The 21,160-nt window shown below is 67.2% G+C and carries 24 protein-coding genes; 16 read left to right on the forward strand and 8 right to left on the reverse strand.

Annotated elements, in window-relative coordinates; translation table 11 throughout:
* Positions 1-230 precede the first annotated feature (230 nt).
* Both ACWDXS_RS25730 and ACWDXS_RS25735 read left to right on the forward strand, forming a co-directional pair.
* Positions 231-1,253, forward strand: a complete 1,023-nt coding sequence (locus ACWDXS_RS25730) for an alpha/beta hydrolase (protein ID WP_449969619.1) — start codon at positions 231-233, stop codon at positions 1,251-1,253.
* A 146-nt stretch (positions 1,254-1,399) separates the two neighbouring features.
* Positions 1,400-2,638, forward strand: a complete 1,239-nt coding sequence (locus tag ACWDXS_RS25735) for a TetR/AcrR family transcriptional regulator (protein WP_378993709.1) — start codon at positions 1,400-1,402, stop codon at positions 2,636-2,638.
* Positions 2,639-2,642: 4 nt separating this feature from the next.
* On the opposite strand, the gene ACWDXS_RS25740 is transcribed toward ACWDXS_RS25735, so the two are convergent.
* Positions 2,643-4,154 (reverse strand): aldehyde dehydrogenase family protein, encoded by a 1,512-nt coding sequence (locus ACWDXS_RS25740; protein WP_378993723.1) that lies wholly within the window; start codon positions 4,152-4,154, stop codon positions 2,643-2,645.
* A gap of 311 nt (positions 4,155-4,465) precedes the next feature.
* On the opposite strand from ACWDXS_RS25740, the gene ACWDXS_RS25745 reads away from it, so the two are divergent.
* The 3 genes from ACWDXS_RS25745 to ACWDXS_RS25755 are packed head-to-tail and all read left to right on the forward strand — an operon-like array spanning position 4,466 to position 7,118.
* A complete protein-coding gene (locus tag ACWDXS_RS25745) occupies positions 4,466-5,467 on the forward strand; it encodes an ATP-binding cassette domain-containing protein (protein WP_378993707.1) in 1,002 nt (333 codons plus the stop codon).
* Positions 5,467-6,276, forward strand: a complete 810-nt coding sequence (locus ACWDXS_RS25750) for an ABC transporter permease (RefSeq protein ID WP_449969409.1) — start codon at positions 5,467-5,469, stop codon at positions 6,274-6,276. Before ACWDXS_RS25745 ends, ACWDXS_RS25750 begins: the two co-directional genes overlap by 1 nt.
* Positions 6,273-7,118 carry an ABC transporter permease gene (locus tag ACWDXS_RS25755; RefSeq protein WP_378993703.1) on the forward strand — a complete coding sequence of 282 codons (846 nt, stop codon included), beginning with the start codon at positions 6,273-6,275 and terminating at the stop codon, positions 7,116-7,118. The genes ACWDXS_RS25750 and ACWDXS_RS25755 overlap by 4 nt, the downstream gene beginning before the upstream one ends.
* A gap of 57 nt (positions 7,119-7,175) precedes the next feature.
* Here ACWDXS_RS25755 and ACWDXS_RS25760 read toward each other — a convergent pair whose 3' ends face one another.
* From ACWDXS_RS25760 to ACWDXS_RS25775, 4 genes are all read right to left on the reverse strand, one after another.
* Positions 7,176-8,360 carry a lycopene cyclase family protein gene (locus ACWDXS_RS25760; protein WP_449969412.1) on the reverse strand — a complete coding sequence of 395 codons (1,185 nt, stop codon included), beginning with the start codon at positions 8,358-8,360 and terminating at the stop codon, positions 7,176-7,178.
* 79 nt (positions 8,361-8,439) lie between these two features.
* Positions 8,440-9,624, reverse strand: coding sequence for an ABC transporter permease (locus ACWDXS_RS25765; protein WP_449969415.1), 1,185 nt, complete (start codon positions 9,622-9,624; stop codon positions 8,440-8,442).
* A gap of 52 nt (positions 9,625-9,676) precedes the next feature.
* Positions 9,677-10,555 (reverse strand): ABC transporter ATP-binding protein, encoded by an 879-nt coding sequence (locus tag ACWDXS_RS25770; protein WP_378993697.1) that lies wholly within the window; start codon positions 10,553-10,555, stop codon positions 9,677-9,679.
* Between the two features lie 65 nt (positions 10,556-10,620).
* Positions 10,621-11,097: a hotdog fold domain-containing protein gene (locus tag ACWDXS_RS25775; RefSeq protein WP_378993695.1), complete on the reverse strand. Its 477-nt coding sequence runs from the start codon at positions 11,095-11,097 to the stop codon at positions 10,621-10,623.
* Between the two features lie 559 nt (positions 11,098-11,656).
* Between ACWDXS_RS25775 and rpsJ the strand changes: the two genes are divergently transcribed.
* From rpsJ to rpsQ, 11 genes are read left to right on the forward strand one after another with little or no spacing between them, the layout of a single operon-like run.
* Positions 11,657-11,962, forward strand: coding sequence for a 30S ribosomal protein S10 (rpsJ, locus tag ACWDXS_RS25780; protein WP_040804197.1), 306 nt, complete (start codon positions 11,657-11,659; stop codon positions 11,960-11,962).
* A gap of 14 nt (positions 11,963-11,976) precedes the next feature.
* Positions 11,977-12,642, forward strand: coding sequence for a 50S ribosomal protein L3 (gene rplC / locus ACWDXS_RS25785; RefSeq protein ID WP_071926407.1), 666 nt, complete (start codon positions 11,977-11,979; stop codon positions 12,640-12,642).
* On the forward strand, positions 12,639-13,313 hold the full coding sequence (gene rplD / locus ACWDXS_RS25790; protein ID WP_378993692.1) for a 50S ribosomal protein L4: 675 nt from the start codon (positions 12,639-12,641) through the stop codon (positions 13,311-13,313). The genes rplC and rplD overlap by 4 nt, the downstream gene beginning before the upstream one ends.
* Complete coding sequence (rplW, locus tag ACWDXS_RS25795) at positions 13,310-13,615, forward strand: 50S ribosomal protein L23 (RefSeq protein WP_067448314.1); 306 nt, start codon at positions 13,310-13,312, stop codon at positions 13,613-13,615. The genes rplD and rplW overlap by 4 nt, the downstream gene beginning before the upstream one ends.
* A 32-nt stretch (positions 13,616-13,647) precedes the next feature.
* Complete coding sequence (gene rplB, locus ACWDXS_RS25800; RefSeq protein WP_056818484.1) at positions 13,648-14,484, forward strand: 50S ribosomal protein L2; 837 nt, start codon at positions 13,648-13,650, stop codon at positions 14,482-14,484.
* A gap of 14 nt (positions 14,485-14,498) precedes the next feature.
* Positions 14,499-14,780 carry a 30S ribosomal protein S19 gene (rpsS, locus tag ACWDXS_RS25805; protein WP_056818481.1) on the forward strand — a complete coding sequence of 94 codons (282 nt, stop codon included), beginning with the start codon at positions 14,499-14,501 and terminating at the stop codon, positions 14,778-14,780.
* Positions 14,777-15,178: a 50S ribosomal protein L22 gene (gene rplV, locus ACWDXS_RS25810; RefSeq protein ID WP_067448312.1), complete on the forward strand. Its 402-nt coding sequence runs from the start codon at positions 14,777-14,779 to the stop codon at positions 15,176-15,178. Before rpsS ends, rplV begins: the two co-directional genes overlap by 4 nt.
* Positions 15,179-15,973, forward strand: coding sequence for a 30S ribosomal protein S3 (gene rpsC, locus ACWDXS_RS25815; RefSeq protein WP_266296840.1), 795 nt, complete (start codon positions 15,179-15,181; stop codon positions 15,971-15,973).
* Positions 15,974-15,976: 3 nt separating this feature from the next.
* Positions 15,977-16,393 carry a 50S ribosomal protein L16 gene (rplP, locus tag ACWDXS_RS25820; RefSeq protein ID WP_266296839.1) on the forward strand — a complete coding sequence of 139 codons (417 nt, stop codon included), beginning with the start codon at positions 15,977-15,979 and terminating at the stop codon, positions 16,391-16,393.
* On the forward strand, positions 16,393-16,632 hold the full coding sequence (gene rpmC, locus ACWDXS_RS25825; RefSeq protein WP_056818473.1) for a 50S ribosomal protein L29: 240 nt from the start codon (positions 16,393-16,395) through the stop codon (positions 16,630-16,632). The genes rplP and rpmC overlap by 1 nt, the downstream gene beginning before the upstream one ends.
* A complete protein-coding gene (rpsQ, locus tag ACWDXS_RS25830; protein ID WP_056818470.1) occupies positions 16,629-16,898 on the forward strand; it encodes a 30S ribosomal protein S17 in 270 nt (89 codons plus the stop codon). The genes rpmC and rpsQ overlap by 4 nt, the downstream gene beginning before the upstream one ends.
* Before the next feature lie 149 nt (positions 16,899-17,047).
* On the opposite strand, the gene ACWDXS_RS25835 is transcribed toward rpsQ, so the two are convergent.
* From ACWDXS_RS25835 to ACWDXS_RS25845, 3 genes are all read right to left on the reverse strand, one after another.
* Positions 17,048-19,171: a hypothetical protein gene (locus ACWDXS_RS25835; protein ID WP_449969429.1), complete on the reverse strand. Its 2,124-nt coding sequence runs from the start codon at positions 19,169-19,171 to the stop codon at positions 17,048-17,050.
* 135 nt (positions 19,172-19,306) lie between these two features.
* Positions 19,307-20,143 (reverse strand): SDR family oxidoreductase, encoded by an 837-nt coding sequence (locus ACWDXS_RS25840; RefSeq protein ID WP_378993721.1) that lies wholly within the window; start codon positions 20,141-20,143, stop codon positions 19,307-19,309.
* Between the two features lie 204 nt (positions 20,144-20,347).
* Entirely contained in the window at positions 20,348-21,082 is a 735-nt protein-coding gene (locus ACWDXS_RS25845; protein ID WP_378993687.1) for a CPBP family glutamic-type intramembrane protease, read from the reverse strand.
* Positions 21,083-21,160: the final 78 nt, after the last annotated feature.

Consider the following 21,160-nt stretch of genomic DNA (forward strand, 5'->3'; position numbering starts at 1 on the left):
CGGCGACATGAACGCTGGGGCGCAATGACATCAGCGGTGCCGGTGAGGCATGATGTGACCGCGCTGTTGTAACGATTACCCCTGTTGTAACCACCGGATAACCCGTAGGGTCTGGCTGGTTGCAACTTCGTGCCCTGTCGGAGCACGGACCGAATCGGAATTCGAGACGAAGCGAAGGTGCGAAATTGATGCGTCGGCACACCCGGCGTCGTGGCTCCCGGGCCGCGGCGATGATCGCGGCAACGGCAGTGGCGGCGGGACTGATGTCCGGCATCGGTACGAGCCCGGCATCAGCTGACCCGATCATCGATTCCAAGAGCCTGCTCGCCAACCCGGTCTCCGAGGACGGCTCCAAGATCGTCAAGGCCGAAGTGAAGGACTCGCGCAGTCTGCGACTGCACGTGTACTCCTCGGCCATGGACCAGAACATCATCGTCGACGTGCAGCGCCCCGCCGACGCCTCGGTCCCGCGCCCCACCCTGTACCTGCTCAACGGTGCGGGCGGCGGCGAGGATTCGGCGTCGTGGGTGGCCAAGACCGACGCGCTCGAATTCCTCGGCGACAAGAACGTCAACGTCATCCAGCCGATCGGTGGCGCCTGGAGCTACTACACCGACTGGATCCACGACGACCCGGTCCTCGGCCGCAACAAGTGGAAGACCTTCTTCACCGAGGAACTGCCCCCGCTGGTCGACGGCGCGCTCGGTACCAACGGTGTGAACGCCATCGCGGGTCTGTCCACCTCCGGCACCACCGTGCTCGCGCTGCCGATCGCCAAGCCCGGCCTGTACAAGGCGGCCGCGGCGTACAGCGGTTGCGCGCAGACCTCCGACCCGGTCGGTTCGGAGTTCGTGAAGGTCACGGTCGAGACCTGGGGTGGCGGCGACACCATGAACATGTGGGGTCCGCAGGGCTCGCAGGACTGGGTCGCGAACGACCCGTACGTGAATGCCGAAGGTTTGCGCGGCCTCGATCTCTACATCTCCACAGGCAACGGCCTGCCCGGCCCGTACGACACCCTCGACGGTCCGTACGCGCTGCCCGGCGCCTACGGCCTGGCCAACCAGATCGTCATCGGTGGCGTCATCGAGGCGGGCACCAACTACTGCACGCACAACCTGGCCAACCGGCTCAACGAGCTGGGTATCCCGGCGACCTTCAACTTCCGCCCCAGCGGCACCCACTCGTGGGGCTACTGGAAGGACGAGCTGAAGCTGTCGTGGCCGACCCTGGCCCGCGGGCTCGGCCTGTAAGCGCTGGTTTATCCCGAACCGCCCCGATAGCGAGCACGTCGCTGCCGGGGCGGTCCCATTTCCTCGACCTGCCCTCGACGTTTGCGAATTGTGGTTAACTTAGGTTGACTTGGACCAACCCGGTTCGCGCAACGGAAAGTGAGTGCATGGTCGCCGATCGCAGTGAGGCCGAACAGGCCCGCGAGCCGACGGCCGCACCTGCCCGTGTCGTGCGCCGCAGGCCGAAGGACCGCAAGATGCAGATCATGCGGGCCGCCGCCCGTGCGTTCAGCGCGCGCGGCTACTACCCGGTCGGCGTGGACGAGATCGCCGCCGAGGTCGGCATCTCCGGACCCGCGCTGTACCGCCACTTCGCCAACAAGTACGCGCTGCTCGTCGCCGCCGCCGAGGAGGGCGCTCGGGGTTTGCGCGATGTCGCCGCGGCGGCCGACGACCCGTCGCTGAGCCCGGAAGCCAGGCTCGACGCGGTGCTCACCGCCGTCGCCGAACGCAATATCGACATCCGGCGCGAGGCCGGGCTCTACCGCTGGGAACGCCGCTACCTCGAGCCCGACGACCGGGTGCGCATTCGCGCGTTCTATCGCGAACTCGAGGCGAACGTCGCCGCGCGGATCGCCGACGTCCGGCCGGAGGCGAGCGCCGACGACCGCATCCTGCTCGCCGTCGGCGCGCTGAGTTCGCTGGCCAGCATCGCCGCACACCGCACCACCCTCTCGCACGGCCGCATGCTCGCGGTGCAGCGCGAGATGGCCTGGGCGATCGTGCGCGCCGAGCTGCCGCCGACCCCCGCCGCGGCCGAGCCCGACAAGCAGCCCCGTGGCCTGCCGGTCACCTCGAAACGTGAACAGCTGCTCACCGAGGCGATCCGGATCTTCGGCCGCAACGGGTATCACGAATCCGGCATCGAGGAGATCGGCGCCGCCGTCGGCATCAACGCCTCCAGCGTGTACCGCCACTTCGACAGCAAGGCCGACCTGCTCGCGGCCGCCTTTCATCGCACCGCCGACCGGCTCGCGGTCGCGATCGGCGAGGCGCTGGCCGAGAGCGAGAACCGGGCCGACGCCGCCCGCCGCATCGCCGACCAGCACGCGCGCCTCACCTTCGCGACGCCCGAGATCGCGCCCGTCTACTACGCGGAGTTCAGCAACCTCCCGCAGGCCGAACAGCACCGCCTGCGCGCCATCCAGCGGCAGAACATCCTGGAATGGGCCAACCTGCTCGACGGCGACCCGATCGAAGCCCGCTTCCGGGTGCACGCCGCAGTCGGCCAGATCATCGATGTCGGCCGGCTGTTGCGCTTCGACTCGCGCCCCGAACAGCTCGCCCGCCTCGCCGCGCTGACCGGCGCGGTGCTGCTCGGCAGCGGCTCGGCGGACGGGAACTAGCCGCTCAGCCGCGGCCGTGGCGTAAACGGAACAGGGCTTTCGCCGTCTGCAAGTGCCCTGGTCGGCGGTCGAAGGTCGACAGCCGAATCGGGGCCCGGTAGCGCCTGCGCGCGATCGACATCGTGCGGCTGTATTCGTACAGCCCGTGCTGACCGTGGCTGTGTCCCTGGCCGTATTCGCCGACACCGCCGAACGGCAGGGCCGGGATGCCGGTGAACGCGGTCGACGAATTCACCGTCACCACACCCACTTTCAGCTGTTCGGCGATGAGCTCCGCACTGGGGATGTCGAGGGTGAAGATGGTGACGGCGATGCCGTTGCCCGCCGCGTTCACCCGGGTGACCGCATCGGCCAGGTCGGCGACCCGGTTCACCACGAGCACCGGGCCGAGCCCTTCGCCGGTGATCGCGATGCTCTCCTCCGGCACCTCGGCCAGCACGATCGGCTCCACGTACGGGTCGCGGAACGAATCTAGCCCGCCGAGCACCGCGTGCCCGCCGTGGGCGAGCGCGTCACGGACCTGTCTGCGCACCACGTCGACCTGGGTGGCATTGATCATCGGCCCGTAGGAGGCGCGGTTGTCGGCACCGGGACGCAGTTTCGCCGCCCGCTCGGCCACCCTGGCCAGGAAGTCGTCGAACACCGAATCGGCGACATAACAGCGCTGGATGCCCGAGGAGTTCTGCCCGGCATTGGCCATCGCCCCGAACACCGCCGCCTCCGCGGCCGCGTCGAGCACCGCGTCGACGTGCACGATCATGCTGCCCTTGCCGCTGTTCTCCACCACCACCGGCGTCAGCGTCTGGGCGCACAGCGCGATCACCTCGCGTCCGCGCGCTTCGGGCCCGGCGTAGGCGATCTTGTCCACCTCGGCCTTGCACAGGGCGGTAGCGGTCCGCGAATTTCCGGTAACCGCTTGCAGCACGGGCTGTTCGGGCGATACCGCGGCCCAGCTGTCGGCCAGCCAGGTGCCGACACCGGTACTGAGTTCGTGCGGATTGAACACCACCGTGTTGCCAGCGGCCATGGCATAGGCGATCGAACCCATCGGCGTGAAGACCGGGTTGTTCCACGCGCCGAGTACGCCGATCACGCCCAGCGGGAGGTAGCCGACGGAGGCGTGCTGATTGCGGGTGAACCAGCCGGTGGACAGGCGCTTTCGGCCCAGCGTGCGCTCGGCGTTGCGGGCGGCCCAGTCCAGATTCTCCACCGCCAGCATCACTTCGAGAGTGGCGTCGGCCTCCGGCTTGCCGGTCTCGCTGCGCAGCAGCTCCACCAACTCGCCTGCGTTCCTGGCGATCTCGCGACGCCAGTCGAGGAGCAGGTGCTTGCGCTCGCTGAACGCGAGTTCCCCCCACCAGTTCTGGGTGGCGCGCGCGGTGCGCACAGCGCGGGTGACCTCGGCCGTGCCCTGCACGGGATACTGCGCGAGCTGTTCACCGGTGCGCGGATCGAAAGCCGTGAGCACATCGGATCGACCGGCGGGCGCGGCGGCGGTAGGAGCCGACTCGACCATGGTCACCTCCCCAAGATCGAACACGCCCGCGCGCGGGCCGGTGAGACGAGTGTTTCCCCGCTGTCAGCGTATGGGCGCGCGGCCCGGCCGACAAGGTTCGCGCACTGCCCTTGCACTGCCCAGGTGAGCAACACCACAGCGCGTCGCAGGCAGCGCCCGGCAAACCGGGCGCATCAACGCAGACCGGGCCGGGAAAACCGCCGGACCGGTAACATCGCGCCGAACGGTATGGATCACTTACCGGGAAGAATTTATTCCGCGTGCGCTCGTCTCTTCCAGGGCCGTGCGCACCGGCCGATGGTGGAGAGTTGATGCCGAGTTCGATCTCAGTGGATTCGCCCGCAGGTGGCGTCGCGTCGAGCGACAGTGAACCCGCGGTGCTGGTGTCCGACGTGCGCAAGTCGTTCGGCGATGTGCACGCTTTGCAGGGCATCAGTTTCCAGGCCGACAAGGCCAGTGTGCTGGGTATTCTCGGCCCCAACGGCGCGGGCAAGACCACGATGGTCAAGGTGCTGTCGACCCTGCTCCGTCCCGACTCCGGCACCGCCGTCGTCGCGGGGCACGACGTGCTCACCGATGCCGCGGGCGTGCGCCGCTCGATCATGATGACCGGCCAGTACGCCGCGCTCGACGAGAATCTGACCGGCCGGGAGAACCTCGAGCTGTTCGGTCGCCTGATGGGCCTGACCAAGTCGGCCGCCCGCAAGCGCGCCGAAGTGCTGCTCGAGGAATTCGACTTGGTGAGCGCGGGCAAGCGGGCCGTGCGCAACTACTCCGGCGGCATGCGCCGTCGCGTCGACATCGCCTGCGGGCTGGTGGTGCGGCCCGAGGTGGTGTTCCTCGACGAGCCGACCACCGGCCTCGACCCGCGCAGCCGTCAGGGCGTGTGGGATCTGGTGACCGCGCTCAAGAACCAGGGCATCACGGTGCTGCTGACCACGCAGTACCTCGAAGAGGCCGACGTGCTCAGCGACAACATCATCGTCATCGACAAGGGCACCGTCATCGCCGAGGGCACCGCCGACGAGCTCAAAGCCAAGACCGGCGGCAGCTTCTGCGAGATCGTGCCGCTCGACCCGAGCCGCGTCCCGCAGACCGTCAAGGCCCTCGGTGACCTGGTCCCGGCCGCCGTCGCCGCCGAGACCGACGGTGCCGACAAGGTGTCCATCCCGGCCCCCGACGGCGCCGCCACCCTCGCCGAGGCACTGCGCAGGCTCGACGCCGCGGGCATCGACCTGGCCGACATCGCGCTGCGCAGGCCCTCGCTCGACGACGTGTTCCTGTCGATCACCGGCCACTCGGGCGGCCACTAGTGAGCGTGTCCACCCCCGCGGCGAACAGCTTGTTCGCCGAGCTTCCCGCTGTGCGCCCGAGCAGTTTCGCGCAGTGGCGCGCGCTGACCGGGCGCATCGTGCACACCATGGCCACCAAGGGCGAGCTGATCGTCGCGGTGCTCACTCCGCTCGTGGTGACCGTGGCCTTCTACCTGCCGTTGCGGTACGTGATGAAGGTCCAGGGCATCGACTACGCGCAGTACGTGATGCCGATCGTCGTGCTGCAGACGATGGCCATGACGATGATGTCGAACGCGCAGCTCGCGGCGTTCGAAGCGCTCACCGGGTTGAGCACTCGGCTGCAGACCATGCCGATCGGTTCGCTGGTGCCGCTGATGTCGCGCATCTGCGCGGGTCTGGTGCGGTCGGTCGTCTCCCTGATCGCGACGGTCGGGTACGGCTATGTGATCGGGTTCCGGTTCACCGGCGGCTGGTTGCAGGCGCTCGCGTTCTGCGGATTCGCGCTGACCGTCGGCGTGGTGCTCACGCTCGGCGCCGACGCGCTCGGCAGCCTCACCAAGAACCCGGAGGCGCTCAGTCAGGCCCTCACGCTGCCGATTCTGATCTTCGGCATGATGTCGACCGGGTTCGTGCCCGAGGCCAGCTTCCCGTCGTGGGTGCGGCCGTTCGCGCGCAACCAGCCGATCTCGCAGTTCGCCCAGACCCTCAGCGACATGGCCGCGGGTCATCTGAGCTGGGCGGGCACGTGGGTGTCGCTGGTATGGCTCGGCGGACTGGCAGTTTTCTTCCTCCCACTGGCTGTGTGGGCGAGTGTGAGGCGATCATGACAACAATCGAGAAGACCTCGGTCGAGGAGGCCGCGGCCGACCTTCCGGTGGTGCACACCAAGCCGGAAGGTTCGGTGTCGGTGTGGTTCACCCACAGCCTGATCCAGACCAAGCGTCTGCTGATGGTGTGGTTGCGCGACCCGTCGACGACCATCCAGACCATCGCCTACCCGGCGGTGACCCTGCTGATGTTCCGGATCGTGCTCGGCGACTCGATCACCGCGGCCACCGGTGCCCCCAGCATCTACGGCCAAGCCGCGCTGCTCACCCTGGTCGCGGCCATGACCGGCGCGGTGGTGAGTGCCCTCGGGTTCAAGCGCGAGAAGGCTTCGGGGCTGCTCAGCCGGTTCTACACGATGCCGCTCAACAAGGCCTCGCTGCTGACCGGCCGACTGCTGGCCGAGATGCTGCGCATCCTGCTCACCACGCTGATCGTGCTGCTCGTCGCGGTGCCGCTCGGGTTCCTGTTCATGGAGGACCCGTTCGCCAATATCGCGCTGGTCCTGGTTCCGGTGCTGTTCGGCATCGGGTTCGCGGTGATGGTGACCGCGCTGGCCACGATCACCGAGGGCGTGATGCTGATCAGCCTCATCGGCATCCTCAACACGCTGCTGATGTTCTTCAACACCGGCTTCGTTCCCGTCTTCGCCTACCCGACCTGGTTGCAGGATGTGGTCGCCAATCAACCGATGAGCTGTGCCATCGATGCGATGAAGGGCCTGTCCTACGGTGGGCCGGTCGCTGAACCGCTGCTGAAGACCGTCGCCTGGACGGTCGGCATGGTCGCGGTCTTCGCCTACCCGGCGATCGTCGGCTACAAGAAGGCCGCCGAGTCGTCCTGAGCCCGGACCGCCTCGCTCCTGATCGCCGCCGCGAACGTCGTGGCGGCGATCAGTGCGTTATCGGCTGGGGTAGTCCGCGCCGGCGGGAGCGAAGGGGTAGTCGAGCCAGCGGTCGCGGTTGGTCCAGCCGACGAGGTCGTAGCGCCAGCGGAACGGCCAGGTGTGGGCGACGGTGTTGAACAGCACGGCGCCGAGGGCGGTGTAGTCGTCGTGGGCCGAGAGCAGGGCCCGCTGACCTCGTTCGGATTCGGTGAAGAAGGCGTCGAACATGGCGATCGACTGATCGGTGGTGAGCCGACCGAGACCCCACAGACCACGCATGCGCATCCAGTAGACGGCCTTGGCCTGCCACGGCCAGAGGGCTCCGATCGGGTCCTCGCCTCGCTGCACCGCGGCGACAGCGGTGTCGGCCAGCGCGAGGGAGTCGGCCACGCTGTAGCCGGTGCACGGGTGCATCATCCCGCCGCGCGAGCCGAACGGCACCGCGATCGCCGTGCCCTTCCTCGGGGGCCGCTGATCCAGGGGATAGTGGGCGGCTTCGTGCGGTTCGTCGCCGGTGAGCTGGATACCGTGTGCCGCGAGTCTGTTCAGTGTGCGCTTGCGTAACTCGTGCTGCGGCATCCCGCCACGTAGCCCGAGGCTCGTCTCCTCGAAGATCACCGTCCCGTCCCCGAGCGGTACCGCGTAGAGGAACGACGGCGGCTCGTCCGGGCCTGCCCCGTTCTCCGGCCGCCAGTCCAGCAGCAGCCCTTCACCTTCGGCGACCATCGGTGCCGCGGTCTGCGCGTCCACGAAGATCCCGTGCGCCGAGGCGGCCCTGCGCCGGCCCAACGTCGGCAGCCCCCGCGTATCGAACACCGCCCCCGCCGAGATCACCGTGCCGTCCGCGAGTTCCACCTCGTGCGCGTCCACCCGCCGCGCCCGATCCGCGAAGACGGTCGCGTCGTCCAGGGCCAACGCGGCGTGCAGCCCAGCCTTGGAGAGCACGCAATACGGCCGCTCGATCCGATGCTTGCCTGTGGTCCACACTGTCGGCGCCGCGATGCGCTGCGCGATCGCACCCGCGGGCAGCCACTGCGGCAGTTCGTCGATCCAGCAGGAGAAGGTCGGCGGGAACAGCCGCTCCGGCCGCGGATCCACCGCGGCCACCCGCAACCCGGCCACCGCGGCCCGATGCGCCAGCCCCCGCCCGGCCGGCCCCAGCCCGACCACACAGATATCGAATTCCCGCACAACACTCACGTCCGCATTCAATCGGCCCCACCCATCGCCACGCAAGCATCAGTGACCCGGTCGTCACACCGCCACGACGCCGCGATTACTAGTCCTCCAAGGCCAGGGCCTGGCGCATGGTCAGGCGCGCTTGGGTCTGCATCAGCGAGCGGCGGTAGATCTTCTCGGCGATGACGACGATTCCGTAGGTGGCGATCGCCATCAGGGCGAGGGCGATGAAGGGTTCCCACCAGGCGGCGGTGCCGTCGGCCAGGCGGGCGGGCATGGCGACGATGGACATGATCGGGACATAGGAGCCGATGACACGGGCGGTGCCGGTGAGGAAGATGCCCGCGAACAGCACGATCATGATGAGCAACCCGAGCGGAGTCGAGGTGGACTGGAGGTCTTCGCTGCGAGTGGCGAGCGCGCCCGCGACAGCCCACAGGCTCGCCAAGGCGAGGAAGCCGACGAGGAAGAAGACGATGAACCAGCCCGCGGCCCCGGCGATCTGGCCCAGCTGAGCACCCTTGCCGGTGACGGCCAACCCGATCAGCCCGGCACCGACGAACACGGCCAACTGCGCGAAGGCCAGCGCCGCGTTGCCCACGACCTTGCCGATCAGCAACTGCCGCAACGGAATCGCACTCGCCAGGATCTCCACGATCCGGTTCTGCTTCTCCTCGACCACGCTCTGCGCGATGGACATGCCGAACAACACCGACGCCATGTAGAAGAGGAACGCGAAGACGAACGAGATGCTCTTGGCGAGCCCGGGATCGATCGCGCCCTGCTCGAGCAAGCCGTAGGTCACGGTGGCACCGCGCCCCAATTCGTCGAGCGAAACGCCCGCGGCGGCGGCATTGCGCTGCAACGCGAGCTGCTGGGCGGCGGCGGTGATGTAGGTGGTCGCGGCGTCGTCCTCGGCGGTCTTGCCGATCAGCTGCCACCCGCTGGGTTCGGCGGGGACCAGGCCCACATCGACCGCGTCCTCGCGCACCAGCTGCTCGACCGCGGCCCGGTCGGCGACGGATCGCGCGGTGAAGCTGGTGTCGGTACCCGCGCCGGCGGCCAGGGTGTTCGCCGTTTCGAGTACGACAGAGGTGTCCGAACCGGCGACCGCCACATCGATCTTGTCGGGTCTGCTGCTGAGGAACCCGGTGAGAATCAGCGACGCGACGATCACCACGAGCGTCACCACCGTCGAGATGACGAAGTTGCGGTCACGCAGTTTCACCGCGATCTCCCGCGCGGCGACGATCCGCCACACGCCGTTCACGCGTCTGCTCGGCATGATCGGGCGCCCTCCGTGGTCACCTGAGCTACCGCCGCCAGGCGCTGAACTCTCATGCCGTCACCTCCCGGTAGATCTCGGCGACCGTCGGCCGCACCTCGGCGAACTCGCGCACCGAACCCCGCGACAGCGCCTCCTTCAGCACCCCGTCGGTGCCGCCGCCGTCGACCTCGAACAACACGCCCCGCCCGGTACTCTCGACCACCCGAACCCCCGGATACCCCCGCAACCACCCCGCATCGTCTTCGAGCACCAGCCGATACCGCGAGCCACCGGTGGACCGCAGCTCCTCGACCGAGCCCTGCCCGACCACCCGGCCCGCGGCGAGCACGACCAGCTGATCGCACAGCCGCTCCACCAGATCCAGCTGATGCGAGGAGAACAGCACCGGCACGCCCTGATCGGCGTACTCGCGCAGCAACTCCACCATCGAATCCACGGCCATGGGGTCGAGCCCGGAGAACGGTTCGTCCAGGATCAGCGCCGACGGCTGCGCGATCACCGCCGCCGCGATCTGGACGCGCTGCTGATTGCCCAGCGACAACGATTCGAGTTTGTCCTTGCCGCGCGTGCCTAGATCGAACCGCTCCAGCAGGCTTTCGGTACGCGCCTTGGCCTTGTCGGCGGGCAGTCCACGCAGGCGCGCCAGGTACACGAGCTGGTCGAGCACCGGCTGCTTGGGATAGAGCCCCCGCTCCTCGGGCATATAGCCGAACGAGCGCCGGTCCAGCTCGGTCACCGGCCGTCCGTCCCACCGCATCTCGCCGGACTGAACGGCCAAGACGCCCATGATCATTCGCATGGTGGTGGTCTTGCCCGCCCCGTTACCCCCGACGAACCCGGTCAGCGCACCGGGCAGGACGGCGAACGACACGTCGTCGACCGCCACGTTCTCCCCGAACCGCCGCGTCACATGGGCGACTTCCAACATCGAACTCCCCGTCCTTTGTTGCCTGGCCCACAACCGTACCGGTGCCGCGGTTCACGTGGCCGTGATCAGCGTGGCGACACCCAGGTGGTGATGTCGGCGTGCACGACCTCGATGCCGTCCTTGTCGTAGATCGAGACGGGGACCGTCAGTTCCTGGCCCTTGGTGATCGCGGCGAAGTCGGGGATCTCGTCGAGCTTCGCCACGGCACGCAGCCCGGATTCCGCCTTGGCCAGGTACTGGACGTTCATCGACTTGGGGATCCAGCGGTGGGTGGTGGGGACGGTGGCCTCGCTGAGCATGCCCATCGCCACCTCGGCGAGATTGCAGGCCGCGATCGCGTGGAAGGTGCCGAGGTGGTTGTGGATGCCGAACCACTTCGGGGAGGTCACCTCGCAGACGCCGGGCTCGAGGCGGATCACCTGGGGGAGCACGGTGCCGAAGTAGGGGACCCGGGCGACCATGCCGAGCGAGAACAGCGCGTGCCCGATGCGATTGTCGGGCAGCTTCTTCCAGCCGCGGTAGGTCGCGGTTTCCTGTGTCATGAGCACTATCTTACTCAAAAGTAAGTTCTGCGGTAACCCTCCGGTGGTCAGGCGGGGCGACAAGCCAGCTACCATTCATCGGTACAGCCCAGCCGGCGGTGCGGTCGAGGTGGAAGCCCCCTGTGGGCGTGATCGATGCCTCATGACCCCCGATTTGAAGGACGTCGTCGGCATGGTGCATACTGTTCGGGTTGCCTTGCGCAGGATCGACCGACTCCTCGGAGCGGATGGTCCGGGCAGGGGGAGCAGTAGTTTGTATCTCGCCGGTTCACCGGTGTGGATACGTTCGGTACCACGCACTTCCGACCGATGGTGAGCAGATGACCGGGGTCGGAGAATAAGCGTTAGGGCGACACGCCCGACCGCGTGGGCCGGAGAACCATGACAGATGAACAGCGGCGAGGACTAGGTAGTGCCTTTTGGTGCGCCCTGGTTGCGGGTCTTTCAGTGGGAAACCACGCTGAGGCGTCTTTCTTGTGTTCGGGCTGTGCAAATTGAGGGTGGTGCGGGAGTTCAGCTCCTGTGACCACGAAGGAAAGCGGAGAAAAGGACACTTAGCGTGGCGGGACAAAAGATCCGCATCAGGCTCAAGGCCTATGACCACGAGGCGATCGACGCGTCAGCGCGCAAGATCGTGGAAACGGTGACCCGCACCGGCGCCCGTGTGGTCGGGCCTGTGCCGTTGCCGACCGAGAAGAACATCTACTGCGTCATCCGTTCGCCGCACAAGTACAAGGACTCGCGCGAACACTTCGAGATGCGCACGCACAAACGCCTCATCGACATCCTCGACCCGACGCCGAAGACGGTGGACGCGCTCATGCGCATCGACCTCCCGGCCAGCGTCGACGTCAACATTCAGTGACGGGGACTCGAGACATGACTGACAACAAGAACCGGCCCGCAGCCGGCATCCTGGGCACCAAGCTCGGCATGACCCAGGTCTTCGACGAGAAGAACCGCGTCGTCCCGGTCACCGTCATCAAGGCGGGCCCGAACGTGGTCACCCAGATTCGTACCGTGGAGCGCGACGGCTATTCGGCCGTGCAGATCGCTTTCGGCGCCATCGACCCGCGCAAGGTGAACAAGCCGACTTCCGGCCAGTTCGCCAAGGCCGGTGTCACCCCGCGCCGCCACGTCACCGAGATCCGCGTCGCGGATGCCTCCACCTTCGAGATCGGCCAGGAACTCTCGGCTGATGTCTTCGAAGAGGGCACCTACGTCGACGTGACCGGAATCAGCAAGGGCAAGGGCTTCGCCGGCACCATGAAGCGTCACGGCTTCAAGGGCCAGGGCGCCTCGCACGGTGCGCAGGCTGTGCACCGTCGCCCGGGTTCCATCGGTGGCTGTGCCACTCCCGGCCGCGTGTTCAAGGGCATGCGCATGTCGGGTCGTATGGGTAACGACCGCGTCACCACGCAGAACCTCTCGGTTCACAAGGTCGACGCCGAGAACGGCCTGCTCCTGGTCAAGGGTGCTATCCCTGGCCGCAAGGGCAACGTCGTGATCGTCAAGAGCGCCGTGAAGGGTGGTGCGCACGCATGACCAGCCTCGACAAGAAGGCCAACCTGACGCTGACCGTTAAGGCCGCAGGCGGCAAGACCGAAGGCACCGTCGAACTCCCCTCGGAGATCTTCGACGTGACCGCCAACGTCGCGCTGATGCACCAGGTCGTCATCGCTCAGCTGGCCGCCGCTCGCCAGGGCACCCACTCCACGAAGACTCGTGGCGAGGTCTCCGGTGGTGGCAAGAAGCCGTACCGCCAGAAGGGCACCGGCCGCGCCCGTCAGGGCTCGACCCGTGCGCCGCAGTTCGCCGGCGGTGGCACCGTCCACGGCCCGCAGCCGCGTGACTACAGCCAGCGGACCCCCAAGAAGATGAAGGCCGCCGCCCTGCGCGGTGCCCTCTCCGACCGGGCCCGCAACGAGCGCATCCACGTGATCACCGAACTGGTCGCGGGTCAGAACCCGTCGACCAAGACCGCCAAGGACTTCCTGGCCGAGCTCTCGGGCCGCAAGAAGTTCCTGGTCGTCGTCGGCCGCGAGGACGTCGCCGCGTGGAAGAGCGTGGCGAACCTGCAGAACGTGCTGCCGATCGCCCCGGATCAGCTCAACACCTACGACGTGCTCAACAGCGACGACGTGGTGTTCAGCGTCGAGGCCCTGAACGCTTTCGTTCACGGTCCCGCCGAGGCGGCCCAGGAGGAGAGCAAGTGAGCACCATCGCCGACCCCCGCGACATCCTGCTCGCACCGGTCATCTCGGAGAAGTCCTATGGGCTGATCGAGGAAGGCACCTACACCTTCCTGGTGCACCCGGATTCGAACAAGACGCAGATCAAGATCGCCGTTGAGAAGGTTTTCGGCGTCAAGGTCACCAGCGTCAATACCGCCAACCGTCAGGGCAAGCGCAAGCGGACCAAATTCGGTTACGGAAAGCGCAAGGACACCAAGCGCGCACTCGTGACCCTCTCGGCCGATAGCAAGCCCATCGAGATCTTCGGAGGACCGGTCGCGTAAGCGCCTGGGACTCCAGAAAGCGAGAAGAACTCATGGCAATCCGTAAATACAAGCCGACAACGCCGGGCCGTCGTGGCTCCAGCGTCTCGGACTTCGCCGAGATCACCCGGTCGACGCCGGAGAAGTCGCTGCTGCGCCCGCTCACCAAGTCCGGTGGTCGTAACGCGCACGGTCGCATCACCACGCGTCACCGCGGTGGCGGTCACAAGCGTGCCTACCGTCTGATCGACTTCCGTCGGCTGGACAAGGACGGCATCCCGGCCAAGGTCGCTCACATCGAGTACGACCCCAACCGCACCGCCAACATCGCACTGCTGCACTTTGCCGACGGCGAGAAGCGCTACATCATCGCGCCGAAGGGCATCAAGCAGGGCAGCCCGATCGAGTCCGGCCCCACGGCCGACATCAAGCCGGGTAACAACCTGCCGCTGCGCAACATCCCGACCGGTACCACGATTCACAACGTGGAGCTGCGTCCGGGCGGCGGCGCCAAGATGGCTCGTTCCGCCGGAATGAGCATTCAGCTGCTGGGCAAGGAAGGGCCGTACGCGACCCTCCGTATGCCTTCGGGTGAAATCCGCCGTGTCGACGTGCGCTGCCGCGCCACCGTCGGCGAGGTCGGCAACGCCGAGCAGTCGAACATCAACTGGGGCAAGGCCGGCCGTATGCGCTGGAAGGGCCGTCGTCCTACCGTCCGTGGTGTCGTGATGAACCCGGTCGACCACCCGCACGGTGGTGGTGAGGGTAAGACCTCCGGTGGTCGCCACCCGGTCTCCCCGTGGGGTCAGCCTGAGGGCCGCACCCGCAAGCCCAACCGCCCGAGCGACAAGCTCATCGTTCGCCGTCGTAAGACCGGCAAGAAGCGCTAAGGAGGAGGTAAGAAATGCCACGCAGCCTCAAGAAGGGCCCGTTCGTCGACGACCACCTCCTCGCGAAGGTGGACGTGCAGAACGAAAAGGGCACGAAGCAGGTCATCAAGACCTGGTCGCGTCGCTCGACCATCATCCCCGATTTCATCGGGCACACTTTCGCCGTCCACGACGGTCGCAAGCACGTGCCGGTGTTCATCTCGGACAACATGGTCGGCCACAAGCTCGGTGAGTTCGCGCCGACCAGGACGTTCAAGAGCCACGTCAAGGACGACCGGAAGAGCAAGCGGCGATGACTGAAACCATTCAGAACCCGACTGCACGCGCAACCGCCAAGCACGTTCGGGTCACCCCGATGAAGGCCCGTCGAGTCGTGGACCTGGTCCGCGGCAAGAGCGTCGAGGACGCGCTGGCGATCCTGCGGTTCGCACCGCAGGCTGCCAGCGAGCCCGTGGCCAAGGTCGTGGCTTCGGCCGCGGCGAACGCCGAGAACAACCTCGGCCTCAACCCGGCCACCCTGGTCATCTCGACTGCTTTTGTCGACGAGGGCGCCACCATGAAGCGTTTCCAGCCGCGGGCCCAGGGCCGTGCGTTCCGGATTCGTAAGCGCACCAGCCACATCACCATCGAGGTCGAGAGCGTGCCCACCACCGGCGCTGCCACTCGTAGCCGCCGGAAGGGAGGGGCAAAGTAAATGGGACAGAAAATTAACCCCCATGGCTTCCGCCTCGGTATCACCACCGACTGGAAGTCGCGTTGGTACGCGGACAAGCAGTACGCGGAATACGTGAAGGAAGACGTTCAGATCCGCAAGCTCCTCGCCACTGGCATGGAGCGGGCAGGCATCTCGAAGGTCGAGATCGAGCGCACCCGTGATCGCGTCCGTGTGGATATCCACACCGCGCGTCCCGGCATCGTGATCGGTCGTCGTGGCGCGGAAGCCGACCGCATCCGCGCCGAGCTGGAGAAGCTCACCAAGAAGCAGGTTCAGCTGAACATCCTCGAGGTCAAGAACCCCGAGTCGGATGCGCAGCTGGTTGCTCAGGGTGTGGCCGAGCAGCTGTCCAACCGTGTGGCGTTCCGTCGTGCGATGCGTAAGGCCATTCAGTCGGCCATGCGTTCGCCGAACGTCAAGGGCATCCGTGTGCAGTGCTCGGGCCGCCTCGGTGGCGCCGAAATGTCGCGCTCGGAGTTCTACCGTGAAGGTCGTGTTCCGCTGCACACGCTGCGTGCGGACATCGACTACGGCCTCTACGAGGCCAAGACCACCTTCGGTCGCATCGGTGTGAAGGTCTGGATCTACAAGGGTGACATCGTCGGTGGTCGTCGTGAACTGACCGCCGCCGCCGCTGCTCCGGAGCGCCCGCGTCGCGAGCGTCCGAGCCGCCCTCGTCGGTCCGGCGCCACTGGCACCACCGCGACCAGCACCGAGGTCGGTCGCGCCGCCACTGCAGTGGCGGAGGCTCCGGCAGAGAACAAGGAGGGCTGACGCATGCTGATGCCCCGTCGCGTCAAGCACCGCAAGCAGCACCACCCCGGTCGCTCGGGCATGTCCAAGGGCGGCACCGCGGTGGCCTTCGGTGAGTACGGCATCCAGGCTCTCGAGCCCGCCTACGTCACCAACCGTCAGATCGAGTCGGCGCGTATCGCAATGACCCGCCACATCAAGCGTGGCGGCAAGATCTGGATCAACATCTACCCCGACCGCCCGCTCACGAAGAAGCCGGCCGAAACCCGCATGGGTTCCGGTAAGGGTTCGCCGGAGTGGTGGGTCGCGAACGTGAAGCCCGGTCGGGTCATGTTCGAGATGTCTTACCCCAACGAGGAGACCGCTCGTGAGGCCCTGCGCCGCGCGATGCACAAGCTCCCGATGAAATGCAGGATCGTGACCAGGGAGGAGCAGTTCTGATGGCTACCGAAACACCGGCCGCAGAGCTCCGTGAGCTCAACGAAGAAGAGCTCGTGGCACGCCTGCGCGAGTCGAAGGAAGAGCTGTTCAACCTGCGCTTCCAGATGGCGACGGGTCAGCTCGACAACAACCGTCGACTGCGCGTCGTCCGCCACGAGATCGCGCGCATTTACACGGTCATGCGTGAGCGCGAGCTCGGCCTGGCCACGGCGCCCGCTGGCAAGGGAGATGCGGCATGAGCGAGAACACCGAAGAGCGCAACAGCCGCAAGGTACGCAGCGGCTACGTTGTCTCCGACAAGATGAACAAGACGATCGTCGTCGAGCTGGAAGACCGTCACCGGCACAAGCTCTACGGCAAGATCATTCGCACCACCTCCAAGGTGAAGGCGCATGACGAGAACGAGATCGCCCACGTCGGCGACCACGTTCAGCTGATGGAGACCCGTCCGCTGTCGGCCACCAAGCGCTGGCGTCTGGTCGAGGTCCTGGAGAAGGCCAAGTAAGGTCCCTCCTCGATCCATCGAGATCGTTTGTACGATGGCCCGTTTCCCTCTGGGGAAGCGGGCCATCGTCGTTCGACGACCCGATGCCGTCACATGACAAAGGCCCGCACCCGGTGTTAGGGTGCGGGCCTTTTGCGGTATGGGCCGGGTCAGCCGGTGAAGGCGTAAGGCTGGCGGATCTTGTGGGCGAATTCGACGATGTTGGTGACCGTGCTGCTCGGGACGCCGACTTCGCTGCCGATGCTGCGGGCCGACCAGGACTGGTCGGTGAGTTCGAGGATCTCTTCGATCTGGTCGAGGGTCAGGCGCAGGGGGCTGCGGTGGGCGATGCGGCGGGCCAGGGCGCGGACCTCGGTGTCTTCGTCGAAGTCGAAGTCGTCGGGGGCCGGGAGATCGTCGTCGTCTTCGTCGGGGACGTCCAGGTCGACCGGGTCCGGTACCGTGGGCTCGTCGAGATCGGCAGCGGGGATTGTTGTCGGGTGCGAGACGGCTGCCGTCGGCGCTGAGGTCGAGGCGGTGGTGTCTGTCCGCTCGGGGACTGGGGCGGTGGATTCGGCCGGCTCTGGGGTGGGCTCGGTGTGTGGTGCGGGCGCCGGCTGCAAGGCCAGTTGCTCGCCGGGTTCGGCGGTGAGGGTCAGTTGCTCCGGCTCCGCGGCGGGGGGCTGGGGATCGTTGTGCACCGTTACCGGATCGGTGATCGGTGGAGTGTCGCCATCAGGGTCACGGGCGACGGTGCCGGCGTGCATCGTCGCCTCGGGAACCGGGTCGGTACCGGTTGCTTCGCCCGCAGGGGAGTGCGCGGCGGCGGTCACCGGTATTCGCCGCAAGGTCGCGGCGACCCCAGTGGTCCGGCCGACGTGCTCGGTGCCGTTGCGGCGATGGTCGGCGGCCGCCTTGTGGATGAGTTCGAGGGTGCCGGGGGCGCTCGGCTTGTCGGAGGACGGGCGGCGCAGGCCGTGCGGGTAGGTGCGTTCGGCCGACGGCGCTGCGATGCCCTCGGCCGCTGCGACCAGCGGCGCCGCGCTCGGCGCCGAGGTATCGCGAACCACCGGCTCCGAGACGATCGGCTGGTCGAGGCTGTCGGCGGGGTTCGCCTGCTCGGAAGCCGCGGCGGTCTCGGAAGCCGTTCCGGTTGTGGTGGAGATCAATTCGTCGGTGCCTGCGGCGGACGCTGTTTTCGCGGCGGCGAACTCGAGATCCTCGGTCGCCTCGGTCGCCTCGGTCGCGACGTCCGCGGCCTCGTGCCCGCCGAATGTCGCGGCAGTCGCGACGTCGGTGGGGGTCGCGGCTTCACGGAGGTCGTGTTTCGCCGCCGAATGCGGAGCGGTCGAGCTGACGACAGCCGGGTCGATCAGCGGTGATCGGAGTTCGGGCGCGACTGCGATCCTCAGGGTGTGCCCGAGCGCCTGCCTGTCGGCGGCGAGGGAGTCGGCCGCCTGCTGCGGGAACGCATGAGAAGCCATCCGTTCGGATGCGGAATACCCGGCGTCCCCTGGCAATTCGACGGAGGCGCTCTCGATCAACATCGCGTACCGAGCCGAGACCCACGCGTGCAACCAGATCACCACACCCACCATCACCGGGGCGATGGCGAATTCGGCTGCGCGACCGAAGGATCCGGCGGCCAGGTGGGGGCCCGCGTTCAAGGCGATGGTGGTGCCGAGCAGGGCGAGTTCGAACACGATTACCTTGCCGCGTTCCAACTCACGCCCCCAGCGGGCCGCGGTGGTCGCGGTGACCATGATGACGATGATCGGGATCGAGATCATCGCCTCGATGCCGTAGCTGAGCCAGTACAGCGGGTCGCTCATGTCGCCGCTCGGCACGAGATTGCGTTGCACGTTGACCCCGGCCCACACCATGCCGAGAACGACGACCCCGATCAGCGCGCGCGATGACCATTCCGACCGCCGGTACAGCTGGGCCAGGCGCGCGTCGGCGCTCGACACCCGTCGTCGTGCGGCCAGCGCCTTGCGATGCCAGCGCGCGTCGGCTTCGTCGGTGCGGCGGATGAGGGCGCTGGTGCGGCGGTCGCGTTGTTCGGCGGCGAGCTCGTCGCCCACGGCGCGCCGACGCTGTGTGCGCCGCTGCGTGCGAATCCATTCGGCCAGTTCCCGTTCGGCGCGGATCTCGTCGTCGGAGAGCGCGTCGTAGAGGGCCGTGTCGTGTTGGAGGGGGAGCTTGTCGCGGGCTGTGGCGACCTGCTGGGCGAGCGCCGTGATCTCGGTGTTCGGCGCGATCGCGGCATTCTCGCTCAACCGATCGTCGGACATGTCGCGCCTTCCGCCACTCGAACATATGGACTATCGAACATATGTGTGATTGCCAGAGAGCGTAAACGCCGACCGTGCCCCGGTCAACGACAACGAGTCGATTCCGCCGAATCCCCGGCGGCGACACGCCGGAATTCAGGAATCGGTGTCGCCGTCGAGCAGCCGTTTCTCATACGACGCGCGGCTCGACGATCCGGCCACCGCCGCAACCTGATTCGGTACCGTTCGCCGCAAGACGAAGTCGCGCAACCACTGTGGCAGCGCACCGGACAGACCGAGTAGCGGCCCGAGATGCGCGGGCAATGTCACCTCGAATCGCGGCCGTGCGACAACCTCGAGCACTGCCGTGGCGACATCGCTTGGCTGAAGCAATTGTGCTGCGCCGGTATCGGTTCCGACCGCCAATTCGGTTTCGACCACCCCGGGCATGATCGCCGTCAACCGCACGCCGCTCCCGCGCAATTCCTCGCGAACCGCTGTCAGATACCCGAGCACTCCGTGTTTGGTCGCGGCGTAGGTCGCTTCACCGGCGGGGGAGACCTTGGACGCGATCGACGCGATGGTGACGATGTGCCCGCGCCCGCGTGTCCGCATCGCAGGCGCCGCCAGTCGCACCCCGCGGATCACTCCGTGCAGATTCACCGCGAGCATGCGCGCGGTCGCGCTGTCGGGTTCGGCGTCGAACGACCCGACCCACATCACCCCGGCATTGTTGACGAGCACGTCGATCGGTCCGAGGATCGCCTCGGTGACGGCGAGGAAGTCGTGAAACGACCGCTCGTCGGTCACATCGAGTTCGCACCCGTGCACGGTTCCCGGCAGCCCGGCCGCGGCCGCGCGCGCCGCGCTGCCCGACAGGTCACCGAGACACACCCGAGCCCCCGCGCCTGCGAACTGCCGCGCGATCTCCAGCCCGATCCCAGCGGCACCGCCGGTCACCGCGACGACCCTGCCGGTGTGCGTACGTTTCATGGCGGACATGCCCTCTCGGTGGAAACCGCTACATCTGGCATGTTGTCATGCCAGAAATTGTCGCCAGTATTCCACGCCATCACAACGCGGCGATAGCCTCAGCGGTGACTTCTGGACACTCGATCACCAGGCGCCTGCTGCGTTCGACTGATGCACAACACTCGGCTGACAGCGCGGCGCTCAACTGCCCAGCTCGGGTCGGCTTCAGCGCAGGGCGGTGTGCCAGACGACGGCGGCGGCGAGTGCGCCCGCGCCGTTGAGCGACCAGTGCAGGGCGATGGGTGCGAGAAGGCTACCGCTGCGGCGGCGCAGCCAGGTGAACACGACGCCCGCGGCGGCCGTGGCCGCTACGGCGAGTGCTATCCCGGCCATTTGGCCGAGCACGCCGCCGCCGACGATGCTGGACAGTCCCTTGTTGCCGGAGGTGAGGCCGAACGAAGACGCGATGTGCCAGAGGCCGAACATCAGCGATCCGGCGGCGAAGAGCCCGCGGACACCGAGGACCCGGTCGAGTGTGCCGTGCAGTACCCCGCGGAAGGCGAGTTCTTCGGGGATCACCGTCTGCAGCGGGATCACGATCATCGACGCGATCAGTGCGCCCGAGATCGTGGCGTAGCGATCGGCGAGGAAGAACGGCCTGGTGAGCGGCAAGAGAGCGCCGATCGCGACCGCGGTGAGCACGATCCCGACGGCACCGAGCGCGTACACCGTGCCGCGCTTCCAGTGCCTGGGTGACAGCCCGAGTTCCGCCCAGCCCAGCCCCCGCCTGCGCATCAGCGCCAAGAGCGCGAACGCCGCGACGGGAACGGTGACGATATTGGCCCACGCGGTCGTGAAGTGAGCGATCAGGTTGGTGCCTGCCAGCACGACGACGACCACCGCGATATCGATGTAGGCATGGAGCTTCGGCGGGGAATCGGCGACGGCGGGTACGGGCACCCGACCGAGTGTACGGAAATATCACGAAACGAAAACGGTCCGGTGAATGCGTGAAAACCCGCTACCCCCGCGTTGAGC

It is taken from the genome of Nocardia sp. NPDC003183, from assembly GCF_053590715.1.